Below are 11,848 nucleotides of genomic sequence, written 5' to 3'. Positions count from 1 at the left end.
CCTCACTCGCGTCCCGTTTTCGGGATCTGTTTGAGAGTCTACAGTGAAATTGGCGTTTGGGCTAGGGAAATGAGCCGTGCAAACGAAAAACCGCGCCTTAACGAGATGTCATCCGCCCCTGCTAGCCCGAGCCTTTCTTTGAACCACTGGCTTACCGTTTTTCACGTGACGCTGCACCAGATTGCGCATTTGGCGCCCACGTCTAGGGACCAGACGTGCGGGTTCTGGTTGGTGGCTACTGACAAAGAGTTGCGGGAAAATTTGCCGCAATTCTTCGACCCCATCCTTCCCGATCGCCCTAAGCGCTTCGGGACCCGTGAACAGGCTTTCCGTCGGCGCGCCCTCGGCAAAGATGACCTCATGGCGGTCAAGGAGAAGATGGATATACGTAACCGTCGCGCCTCCCGTCTGCACTGAAATGCCAGGCAGATCGAGCAGTTTGCAGGCCGGGACAAAGACCTCATCTTTGGCGAACATGCGCTCAGCAATGGCTGACCTGACCAGCATGCGGTGTTGTGGCGAGACATACAGATCACGCGCAGGAACGCCCTGTCCCAAAGCACCTTGCGCGATATGGATCGGCCTTAGCTTGGGTTTCAGCGTCAGATCGATTTTGTCGAGGCTCTGCTTGCCGATCCATCGGATCGGTTGAGCGCCGTTGTCCTGAGTGAGAACCAAATCACCTGGGGTCAGATCGTCAATCAATCTCGCGCCATCAGGCGTGTCGATCAAAGTGCCCGAAACGAAACACGGCACAACCGTATCAACATCTATATCGGGGCCGTTGTCGATAACCCCGTTGACGGTCAGAGGTGTGTTCAGCGGTGGAACAGAGCCATCAAGAAACCCAATGAAGAACCCGGATTCCGCGTTGATGACGTTCGAGTTTCCATTGCCGTCGATGTCATAGTCGAAGATACCGATCTGGTAGGTATTGGTGCCGTCAGTGACTTCGATGGTAAAGTCCCAGAAGATCACATTGCCGTTGAAGGTCTGCGTTGGATCGTTTGGAAACTCGTTGTTCTGATCATCACCATCGATGATTGTAGCATCGGCCCCATCCTCGATGGTGATCTGGCTGTAGGCCGAAATCTCGAAGACAACGCCTGTTGGATCGAAGGTAACGTCATTCGCAGACAGATCAGTATCGGTTCGGAACGCGCCGAAAACATTGGTCGGCATGGTTTGGATACACTCCGTAATACGGGAAACAACTCGGAACTTGGCACTTTTCTACCGTTACATAGGCCAATGTAACAGATGGCAGACCTCACACTGAATCAAATTACACGAATCTGTTGCTGTTCAGGCGCTCTCGGCTGCGGAAACTGCGCCTTTCTCCTGACAGAAGCTGGCCTTTGTACACGCTGTATTTTTGCGCAGGTGTCTTACCAGAGCTTGCCATCCGGGCTAATCCGCGCCATGCGCAGCGCATGACTTACAATACGATCATCCTTGGTGCCGGAGCAGCTGGCATGATGTGCGCAGCGCATTGCGGCGGGCGCGTGTTGGTGATCGACCACGCGAAAGCGCCGGGCGAGAAAATACGCATCTCGGGCGGCGGGCGTTGCAACTTCACCAATATGTATGCGGGGCCTGCCAATTTCCTGTCGCAAAACCCGCATTTCTGCAAATCCGCCTTGGCGCGCTATACGCAATGGGATTTCATCGATCTGGTCGGGCGTCACGGCATCGCATGGCATGAGAAAACGCTGGGGCAGTTGTTTTGTGACGATTCCTCGAAGCAGATCGTTCAGATGCTGCTGGATGAGATGACCCGCGCAGGGGCTGACTTATGGCTACGGACCGAGGTCAAAGCGCTGCGCAAGACCGAAGCCGGGTTTGCGCTGGAGGTCGATCGCGAAGGTGCGCGGCACAGCCTGACCTGCCGCAATCTCGTGCTGGCAACTGGCGGCAAGTCGATTCCCAAAATGGGTGCGACAGGTCTGGCCTATGACATCGCGCAGCAATTCAATCTGCGCGTCACCGAAACCCGCGCTGCGCTGGTTCCGTTCACCTTCTCGGACGGGAGGTTCAAGGATCTGTCTGGCGTCTCTCTGCCCGCACGTCTCTCCAACGACCGCACCAGTTTTGACGAAGCACTCCTGTTCACCCATCGCGGCCTCAGCGGACCATCCGTGCTGCAACTCTCGTCATATTGGCATAAGGGAGAAGCGATCCGCGTCAATCTGATCCCGGATCTGCCCTTGTTCGATCTTTTGCGCGATCAGCGACAAGCCGGAGGGCGCAAGGCGCTGACCACCGAACTCGCGCGGCACTTGCCATCGCGGTTGGTGGATCACCTCGCCCAACATATCCCAATGAAGGGCAACCTTGCCGACCAATCGGACACGGCGCTGAACGACCTAGTCTCGGCGCTGTCCGATTGGCAGCTGACCCCCTCGGGGACCGAAGGGTATCGCACTGCTGAGGTCACTCTGGGTGGAATCGACACAGATGACCTGTCGTCAAAAACGATGGAGGCCAGGGATGTCCCCGGCCTCTATGCGATTGGTGAAGCTGTAGACGTCACCGGTTGGCTTGGCGGCTACAACTTCCAGTGGGCGTGGTCCTCGGGCCACGCCGCCGGAAAGGCCATTTCCGCGCGTTAGCCGACACGACCAACTGCGCGGCCTCAGCCGACACGATCAATTGCGCGGCCTTAGCCGACGACGTTATAACCGCGTCCGCGCATGCAGTTGCGCACAATGACTTCCTTGTTCTGGTTCTTCGCGATTACGTCAGCCCCGGCCCCGATCAAAGCACCCGCCGCAGCAGCGCGACCCAGATTGTCGCTGCTGTCCTGAATGATCGCCGTAGTTGCCGCAGCACCGGCCGCACCAATCGCCGCGTTACCCGCCGTCGACCCATCAACCGCCGCTTGCGAGGCCGCCAATTGCTGACATTGCAGCAGGTCTGACTGGTAGTTGGGGCCAACCGGGCCATCAATAACGGGCACGTAGTTTGCGCCTGTATTCGTGCAAGCCCCAGCCAGCAGCAGAGCCGGGACGATCAGAAGGGATTTCGGGTTAGGCATATTCATGACCTCTTTTTGAATTTCCGAGCAGAAAAGCAAATTCTTAAACGGCTTCAAGCCGATACCCGCAAACTGTCGCCCAATCGGCAAGGAATTGCAAACAGGCTAGGCATTAAGGTGTTTTTGAACCTGCGCCACGAAGTCATCCCCGCGCTGCTCAAAATTGTCATATTGGTCGAAACTGGCGGCTGCAGGGGCCAGCAAGACGGTCTCCCCAGCCTCGCTGTCGGCTATGGCCTGCTCAACGGCAGCGGCCATTGTGGTGCAGACCTGCGCCTCGACCTCTAGCTGCATGGCAAAGCCCGCCGCCTCGCGCCCAATCACATAGGCCTTGATCACTTGATTTGAGGCACCATTGAGGGCGTCGATACCGCCTTCTTTCTCCAACCCGCCGCAAATCCAGCGGATCTTCTTGAACGCACTCAGAGCTTTCACCGCACTGTCCACATTCGTCGCCTTGGAATCGTTCACGAAAGTCACCCCACCCGCTTCGGCGATGATCTGACTGCGATGCGGCAGGCCCGGATAGCTGTGCAAGGCATCCTCGATCACGCGCGGCGCCAGACCCAGAGACCGGCAAGCGGCATAGGCAGCACAGGCGTTCTGGTGGTTGTGCGACCCCGGTAATCCCTTGATGCCTCGCAGGTCGATCGACCCGGTCTGCCGCCCTTTGCGATACTCCGCAAGGAAGCCCTTGCGGGCAAAGACCTGCCACCCCGGACCGGTCAGTTTGCGCTCAACCGAGATGCGGATCACCCGGTCATCCGCCGGACCCTCGGCCAATTGCCCCGCCAGGAATGCGCCTTCGGCTTCATCAATGCCAATCACAGCACGGTCTGGCCCGCCCTCGGCAAAGAGTCGTCTCTTGGCGGCGAAATAGCCACCCATTCCGCCGTGGCGATCCAGATGGTCCGGCGATAGGTTAGTGAAAACAGCTACATCAGGCGTCAATGCGCGGGCCAGCTCGGTCTGATAGCTCGATAGCTCCAGCACGACGACCGATCCATCGCCTCCGGGGTCTATATCCAACACACCACGCCCGATATTGCCCGCCAACTGTGCCTCACGCCCCGCCTCGGACAGGATGTGATGGATCAGGGCCGCCGTGGTCGATTTACCGTTCGATCCTGTCACCGCGATCACACGCGGCGGTGTGTCGTAGTTGTTCCACTCCGGCCCCGCAAAGGATCGAAAAAACAGGCCGATATCGTTGTCCACCGGCACGCCGGCCTCCAACGCGGCGGCGACCACCGGGTTCGGTTGAGGATAAAGATGCGGAATACCGGGTGAGACGATCAGCGTGGCGATCTCATCAAACGCCCCGTGGCGGCGCAGATCAAGGCATTGAAACCCCTCACCTTCAGCAGTCTCGCGCGCGGCTGGATTGTCATCCCAGCAGATCGCCTCCGCCCCACCAGCACGCAACGCACGCGCCGTCGCCAAACCCGACCGGCCAAGGCCCAAAACGGCGACCTTCTGCCCTGAGAAACCTTTGACCGGGATCATGCCGCCCCCCTTCTTTCAACTTGAATGCGCGCCACACTGCACCGAAGAAAATCCCAATGGCAAGGGCGCTTTCAGGCTCGCGCGTCAGCGCGAGCCGGGCCCAACAGGTGGCAAGAGGGCCGCAGGCCCTCTGAACCCGGCGGGAGGGCTACCGGACTTTCAGTGTCGCCAACCCAATCATCGCGAGGATCAGCGAAATGATCCAGAACCGGATCACGATGGTGGGTTCCGCCCAGCCTTTCTTTTCATAGTGATGATGGATCGGAGCCATCAGGAACACGCGCTTACCGGTGCGCTTGAAATAGAGAACCTGAATGATCACACTCAGCGCCTCGACCACAAACAGGCCGCCAACCACGGCCAGCACCAACTCGTGCTTGGTCGCCACGGCGATCGCGCCCAGCGCACCACCCAGAGCCAGCGATCCGGTATCGCCCATGAACACAGCCGCAGGCGGCGCGTTATACCACAGGAAGCCAAGGCCACCGCCGAACAGGGCAGAGGTAAAGATCAGAATCTCGCCCGTTCCGGGCACGTAGTGCACATCTAGATACTCAGTAAAGTCGACGCGACCCACCGCATAAGCGATAATGCCCAGCGTCGTGGCCGCAATCATCGCGGGCATGATGGCCAAACCGTCAAGCCCATCGGTCAGGTTTACAGCATTGGCAGAACCCACAATCACGATAACGGCAAACGGGATGTAGAGGATCCCCAGATTGACCAGCGTATCCTTAAAAATCGGCACAGCCAATTGGTTCTGCAAAGCCTCCGGATGATGCAAAGACGCCCAGAAGGCGGCCAACACGGCGATGATGATCCCCAGCGCCAAGCGCATTTTGCCGGACACGCCTTTGGTGTTCTGCTTGGACACCTTGGCATAGTCATCGGCAAACCCGATCGCCGCGTAAGCCAGCGTCACGAACAGCACCATCCAGACGTAAGGATTGTCCCAGCGTGCCCAGAGCAACGTCGACGTGACCAGCGCCCCTACGATCAGCAAGCCCCCCATGGTCGGCGTTCCGGCCTTGGAAAAATGGCCCTCGGGACCGTCATCACGGATCGGTTGGCCTTTGCCCTGCCTGCGGCGCAGTACGTTGATCAGAGGTTTGCCAAACAGAAACCCAAAGATCAGCGCCGTCAAAAAGGCCCCACCCGCGCGGAACGTGATATAGCGGAAGAGGTTCCAGAAATCCCCTCCGTCCGACAGGGCGGTCAACCAATACAGCATTACAGTACCTTTCTCACACGAGGCGCACGGGCGCGTTACCCGTCAAGCGCGCCCCCTTGCCCCATTTTCCGCAGACCGTCAACAATCCGGGCCAACGCCATGCTGAGCGAGCCTTTCGCCAGCACGGTATCGCCACTTTCGATCAATTCCGGCAGGTGTTCCGCCATCTCGGCGCTGGTTTCGAACCACAGGCCCCTCTTTGTACCCGGCAAAGCCTCATGCAGCGCTTTCATCAACGGGCCAATACAGTGAACCTGATCAACCTGCGTCATCGCGCTCACTTCGGCCATGCCAGCATGCATTGCCACCTCTTGTGCACCCAACTCCTTCATATCGCCCAAAAAGGCGATACGGCGCGTTCCGTTCGAGGCGGCCAACACGTCCAGCGCAGCCTCCATCGAGGTCGGGTTGGCATTGTAACTGTCGTCCAATAATTCGATCTGACCGCCAATCGCCAGCGGCAGAGTCTCCCGAACCCCGCGCCCCTTGACTGGCGACCATTGACGCAGACCGTCTATTGCCTGATCCAGGTCAACACCCATCTCAACACAAGCAGCCAACGCGCCCAGCGCATTCATCGCAAAATGAGTGCCTGCCGATTGGACGTCGAAGGTAAACAGGGTGTCACCAACTTCAGCCCGTGCTTGAACGGAGTCTGGTCCAGCCGTCACTTCGGTCAGCTTGTAGTTTGCAGCCTGCCGACCGAACTCAACGATTCCAGCGCCAAGGCCTTGTGCTGTCTGGCGCAATATCCCCGCATGTTCGATATCGGCATTCACGATGGCTGCACCACCAGGCTCCAACCCTTCAAAAATAGCCGCTTTCTCATGAGCGATCCCTGCAACGGACTCGAACGCTTCAAGGTGCACAGCGGCCACCGTCGTCACCAAACCCACATGCGGGCGCGCCTGACGGGCCAACGGAGCAATCTCGCCCTGATGGTTCATCCCGATCTCAATCACCGCGAATTCAGTGTCTTGCGGCATCCGTGCCAATGTCAGAGGCACACCCCAATGGTTGTTGTAGCTGGCGACACTGGCATGGGTTTTGCCCTGCGTTTCCAGAATGGTGGCCAGCATTTCCTTGGTTGAGGTCTTGCCAACACTCCCTGTCACGCCCAGCACACGCGCCTCGGTCCGGGCACGAGCGGCCTGTCCGAGTGCTTCCAGCCCGGATTGCACTTCGTCGACAATCAGCAAAGGCGCATCTTCGGACAACCCTTCAGGGACGCAAGACACCAAAGCTGCTCCAGCGCCATTCTCCAGCGCCTGAGCTACAAAATCATGGCCGTCGCGCGCGGCCTTCAACGCGACAAACAGGTCGCCCGGTTGCAAAGTCCGCGTATCAATCGACACGCCATCCACAGTCCAATCACTGGTGGCGCGCCCTCCGGTCGCGGCGGCGGCCTCTGCCGCAGTCCAGAGTGTCATGCGACCCTCCCGTCTAGGGCAGCCACGGAAATGCTCGCTTGTTCCACATCATCAAAAGGTAGCACCTGATCACCTACGATCTGACCTGTTTCATGACCTTTGCCTGCAATCAGCAGCGCATCGCCGGGTTGCAAAGCGTCAATACCCCGCAGAATAGCCTCGGCGCGATCACCTACTTCGGTCGCCTCTGGCGCACCGTCCATCACGGCGGCGCGGATAGAGGCCGGGTCTTCGCTGCGCGGGTTGTCGTCAGTGACAAAGACGATATCCGCGTGGTTGGCGGCGGCCTTTCCCATCAGCGGGCGCTTGGTTGCGTCGCGATCTCCGCCGGCGCCAACGATCGCGATCAGACGTCCCATCACATGCGGGCGCAACGCTTTCAAAGCCGTGGCGACCGCATCCGGCGTATGGGCGTAGTCCACAAATACCGCCGCGCCATTGTCGCGGGTTGCGGCCAATTGCATGCGACCCCGGACCGTTGTCAGATGCGGTAGGGTTTCAAAAACCCGCTCAGGATCGTCGCCTGCTGCGATGACCAGTCCACAGGCCAGCAGGATGTTTTCGGCCTGGAACCCTCCGATCAGGTTCAGGCGCGTCTGGAAGGTCTTGCCCTGCCACGAGAACCGCAAATCCTGCCCGGTCGAGTCAAACCTTTGGTTCATCAAGCACAGGTCAGCCTCACCCAGCCCAACAGTCAGCACAGACTGCCCCCGCGCCTCAGTGATCTTGCGCACCTGCGCGCCCTTCGGGTCGCTCAGGTTGATGACTGCGGTGCCGTCCTCAGGCAATACCCGGTCGAAAAGGCCCATTTTGGCCGCGAAATACGCCTCGAAGGTCTCGTGATAGTCCAGATGATCCTGCGTGAAGTTCGAGAACCCAGCAGCGGTCAGATGCACTCCGTCAAGACGCCGCTGTTCCAGCCCATGCGAGGACGCCTCCATCGCTGCATGGGTCACGCCGTTCTCGGCAGCCTCGGACAGACAGCGATGCAAGGTGATTGGTTCGGGCGTGGTATGGGCCAGCGGCGCGGTCCATGCGCCTTCGACCCCGGTGGTGCCGAGATTGACGGCGGCGTGGCCAAGCTCAGCCCAGATCTGGCGAACGAATGTGGCAACCGAGGTTTTACCATTGGTTCCGGTCACCGCCACGATGGTCTGCGGTTGCGCAGCGAACCAAAGCGCGGCTGAGCCGGCCAACGCTTGGCGCGGGTCTTCAACCACAACCAAGGCAGCATCGGATGCGGCCAGTTCGGCGTCGGCGATCTGCGCGCCTTCAGCGTCGGTCAGAATAGCAGCAGCGCCCATGCGCAGAGCGAATTGGATAAACTCACCCCCGTGGACACGCGTACCGGGAAGCGCTGCAAACAGGAAACCGTCTTTGACCTCGCGGCTATCGACGGCCAGCCCGGTGATGTCGGGATTCGCGCCTCCGCGCGCTGTCAGGGCCAGTTGGCTGAGTTTCTTTGTTCTTGCGCCCATGACCCACCTGTTCTCTGGCACCCTAATTCGAGGTCAGGGTTATAGCAGCGCCCGCCTCAGGCTCAAGCCGGGGACGCAAGCCCAACAACGGCGCGACACGGCCGATCAACTCCGCCGCCACGGGCACTGCCGTCCAGCCCGCAGTCCGGCGCTTTTCTCCATAAGCCAGAATGGAGGGTTCATCCAAAGTGACGATAAGCACATATTTCGGGTCGTAGGCCGGGAAGATGGTCGCGAAGGTGGCGATCACCTTGTCATCATAGTACCCGCCACGCGGTTTGGGTTTATCAGCGGTACCGGTCTTGCCCGCTACATCATAGCCTTTGACCTCGGCAAAACTGGCCGTGCCGTCCGTCACCACTTTGCGCAACATCTTCTGCGCCTGACGCGCTGTGTTCTCCGACATCACACGTGGGCCGTATTGAGGGCCATTGCGACGCAGGATCGTCGGGCTGACATAGTGCCCTCCATTGGCAATCGCCGCATACCCCGCCGCCAGATGCATCGGGCTGGTCGACAGACCGTGGCCGTAAGAGATAGTGACCGTGCTCAACTCACCCCATTTCTTGGGCTTGAGGGGCGCACCGCCAGCGGCTTCAACAATCTCGAACGGGGTGGGTTCGAACATGCCCAGCGTTTCCAGAAAGCTTTGCTGGCGTTTCGAACCGATTTGCAAAGCCAACCGTCCAGTCCCGCGGTTCGAGCTGTGGACGATCACATCCGCCACGCTGATCTTACCATAGTTCTTGCCGTTGAACTCACCAATTGGGAAACGGCCGATCTTCATCGGACCGGAGGTGTCGATGATGGTGTCAGAATTCACCAAGCCAAGCTGCACCGCCTGAGCGGCGGTGAAGATTTTGAAGACCGATCCAAGTTCATAGACACCCTGCACGTAACGATTGAACAGAGGGCTGTCCGAGGGATCAAAGCCCGATGTCGGCGGGCGCGGACGGTCATTGGGGTCAAAGGACGGCAAAGACGCGGCAGAGATTACCTCGCCCGTATGCGCATTCATCAGAACCGCCGAGGCGCCTTTGGCGTTCATGATCTTCATCCCGCCATACAACACCTGCTCGACCGCTGCCTGAATGGTCAGGTCGAGCGACAGTTGCAGCGGCTTACTGCCGTTGGCCGGGTCTCGCAGGTAGTCGTCGAACTTCTTTTCAACCCCAGCAACACCGATTACCTCGGCCGCGCTCACACCTTCGCGGCCAAAACCCGAGCCGCCAAGAATATGCGCCGCCAGCTTCCCATTCGGGTAGAGGCGCATTTCGCGTGGCCCGAACAGGATGCCCGGATCGCCGATGTCATGCACCGCCTGCTTCTGCTCGGGCGAGATGCGTTTCTTAATCCACAGGAACTTGCGTTTACCGGTGAAGTCCTTGACCAGACGCTCTTTGTCCAGATCCGGAAAGATCGCGACCAGTTGATCGGCTGCCGCAATCGGATCAATCATCAAAGGCGGCTGCGCGTAGACGGAATAAGTGTCCAGATTGGTCGCCAGTATACGCCCTTCGCGATCAACGATATTGGCGCGTTGCATGGCAATCGAAGCACCGGGCGCGCTGGCCAACGGCTCTTGCGCCTCGGATGTGGCCAGCATGCCCATGCGGACACCCACAACCGAGAAGGCGCAAAAGAAGAACAGGCCCAAAACCAAAAGACGCCCCTCGGCACGAGCACGGGCGCGGTCTTTCATCTTTTCATGGCGTTGGCGGATATTCTCGCGCTCGATGACCTTTGGGTTTTCGCCCTTCGCGCGGGCATCCAGAACGCGGGCCAGAGGGCGCAGGGGGGTACGGGTCATGGAATCTGCACCTCACCCAAAGCCTGAATATCGGTGATCGCCTGCAGCTCGATCGGGTCAACAACCGGCAGGTCGGGGTCCTCGGCATAGGCGATCTGGTCCGCACGTCCAAATTGCTCGGCCCGCAAGGGCAACAGGCCCATGCGTTCGAAATTCAAATCAGCCAACTCACGCAAACGATCAGGGCGGTTCAGATAGGCCCATTCGGCGTTCAGAACCGCCAGCTTAACCTGCGCCACGCCGATCTCACCCTGAAGCGCCTGCATTTCCTTTACAACTTGCTGGGTCCGGTAGTTCTCCTGATAGGCCCACAAGGCCAATCCGAAAACGGACAGAGCGGTCAACACATATAGAATACTCTTCATCTTGCCCTTCCCCCAAGTTGCGGCATCCCGATGGCGCGGGCCTCAATTTCCCCCGCCGGAGCCTCGGTACGGATCGCGACACGCAGCTTGGCCGAGCGCGCACGCGGGTTTTCCTGCAATTCCTGCTCATCCGGCCCGACGGCCTTGCGGGTCTTGAGCGTGAACTGCGGCAGTTCCTGTTCCATCTCGGGCGCGTACCGGTTGGCACGACCCGTCTTACCGGCCCGAGATTGGAAGAACCGTTTAACCATGCGGTCTTCGATGGAATGAAAGGTCACAACGGCCAGTTGCCCGCCGGGCTTCAAAGCCCGCTCGGCGGCCATAAGACCTTTAAACAACTCATCATATTCGGCGTTCACTGCAATCCGCAGGCCCTGAAAACTGCGCGTCGCAGGGTGCGATTGTCCCGGCTTGGGGCGCGGCAGGCAGGCTTCGATGATCTCGGCCAAACGCAAGGTCGTGGTGATCGGCTCCTCGGCGCGGGCTTTGACAATCGCCTTGGCGATACGTCGACTTGCACGCTCCTCACCGTAGTGGAACAGGATGTCAGCCAGTTGCGCCTCGGTCGCGGTGTTGACCAAATCGGCGGCGCTTTCACCCTCCTGGCTCATGCGCATGTCGAGCGGGCCGTCTTTCATGAAGGAGAAGCCGCGCTCGGCCAGATCCAGTTGCATGGACGAAACCCCGAGGTCCAGTACAACCCCATCAAGATCCTGCGCATATTCATCCATGCGCGAGAACACTCCGGGCTGCATCACCAGCCGGTCGCCATAGTCACCCGCCCAGTCTGCGGCCATCTCAAACGCCAGCGGATCGCGATCCACGCCGATCACTTTCTCGGCCCCTGCCTCAAGCAGACCCCGTGTATAGCCGCCTGCGCCGAATGTGCCGTCCAGCCAAGTGCCCGCCACCGGAGACACCGCCGCCAGCAAAGGGCGCAGCAGGACAGGAATATGTGGGTTAGAAGATGAGGAGACCGCGCCGGACATGC

The 11,848-nt window shown here is 59.5% G+C and carries 10 protein-coding genes; 1 reads left to right on the top strand and 9 read right to left on the bottom strand.

Annotation, left to right across the window (positions count from 1 at the left end; genetic code table 11):
- Window positions 1-108: 108 nt before the first annotated feature.
- Window positions 109-1,182, bottom strand: a complete 1,074-nt coding sequence (locus ACR0AI_RS12410) for a Hint domain-containing protein (RefSeq protein ID WP_480674514.1) — start codon at window positions 1,180-1,182, stop codon at window positions 109-111.
- A 251-nt stretch (window positions 1,183-1,433) separates the two neighbouring features.
- On the opposite strand from ACR0AI_RS12410, the gene ACR0AI_RS12405 reads away from it, so the two are divergent.
- On the top strand, window positions 1,434-2,612 hold the full coding sequence (locus tag ACR0AI_RS12405; protein ID WP_480674516.1) for a BaiN/RdsA family NAD(P)/FAD-dependent oxidoreductase: 1,179 nt from the start codon (window positions 1,434-1,436) through the stop codon (window positions 2,610-2,612).
- A 50-nt stretch (window positions 2,613-2,662) separates the two neighbouring features.
- Here ACR0AI_RS12405 and ACR0AI_RS12400 read toward each other — a convergent pair whose 3' ends face one another.
- The 8 genes from ACR0AI_RS12400 to rsmH form a co-directional block, all read right to left on the bottom strand.
- The gene (locus tag ACR0AI_RS12400) at window positions 2,663-3,043 is read right to left on the bottom strand and encodes a glycine zipper family protein (RefSeq protein ID WP_170374988.1); all 381 of its coding nucleotides are present in this window, start codon (window positions 3,041-3,043) and stop codon (window positions 2,663-2,665) included.
- 99 nt (window positions 3,044-3,142) lie between these two features.
- Window positions 3,143-4,543 carry a UDP-N-acetylmuramoyl-L-alanine--D-glutamate ligase gene (gene murD / locus ACR0AI_RS12395; protein WP_480674518.1) on the bottom strand — a complete coding sequence of 467 codons (1,401 nt, stop codon included), beginning with the start codon at window positions 4,541-4,543 and terminating at the stop codon, window positions 3,143-3,145.
- 148 nt (window positions 4,544-4,691) lie between these two features.
- Complete coding sequence (mraY, locus tag ACR0AI_RS12390) at window positions 4,692-5,774, bottom strand: phospho-N-acetylmuramoyl-pentapeptide-transferase (RefSeq protein ID WP_170468019.1); 1,083 nt, start codon at window positions 5,772-5,774, stop codon at window positions 4,692-4,694.
- A 35-nt stretch (window positions 5,775-5,809) separates the two neighbouring features.
- A complete protein-coding gene (locus ACR0AI_RS12385) occupies window positions 5,810-7,204 on the bottom strand; it encodes a UDP-N-acetylmuramoyl-tripeptide--D-alanyl-D-alanine ligase (RefSeq protein WP_480674520.1) in 1,395 nt (464 codons plus the stop codon).
- Window positions 7,201-8,682 (bottom strand): UDP-N-acetylmuramoyl-L-alanyl-D-glutamate--2,6-diaminopimelate ligase, encoded by a 1,482-nt coding sequence (locus tag ACR0AI_RS12380; protein WP_480674522.1) that lies wholly within the window; start codon window positions 8,680-8,682, stop codon window positions 7,201-7,203. Before ACR0AI_RS12380 ends, ACR0AI_RS12385 begins: the two co-directional genes overlap by 4 nt.
- Window positions 8,683-8,704: 22 nt before the next feature.
- Window positions 8,705-10,492: a peptidoglycan D,D-transpeptidase FtsI family protein gene (locus ACR0AI_RS12375; RefSeq protein ID WP_480674524.1), complete on the bottom strand. Its 1,788-nt coding sequence runs from the start codon at window positions 10,490-10,492 to the stop codon at window positions 8,705-8,707.
- Window positions 10,489-10,857, bottom strand: a complete 369-nt coding sequence (gene ftsL / locus ACR0AI_RS12370; protein WP_170460904.1) for a cell division protein FtsL — start codon at window positions 10,855-10,857, stop codon at window positions 10,489-10,491. The genes ACR0AI_RS12375 and ftsL overlap by 4 nt, the downstream gene beginning before the upstream one ends.
- Complete coding sequence (gene rsmH, locus ACR0AI_RS12365; RefSeq protein WP_480674665.1) at window positions 10,854-11,846, bottom strand: 16S rRNA (cytosine(1402)-N(4))-methyltransferase RsmH; 993 nt, start codon at window positions 11,844-11,846, stop codon at window positions 10,854-10,856. The genes ftsL and rsmH overlap by 4 nt, the downstream gene beginning before the upstream one ends.
- Window positions 11,847-11,848: the final 2 nt, after the last annotated feature.

The organism is Ruegeria sp. BG3, assembly GCF_056538485.1.
The sequence above is the reverse complement of the archived record's forward strand: the minus strand, read 5'-3'. Positions and strand labels throughout refer to the sequence as shown.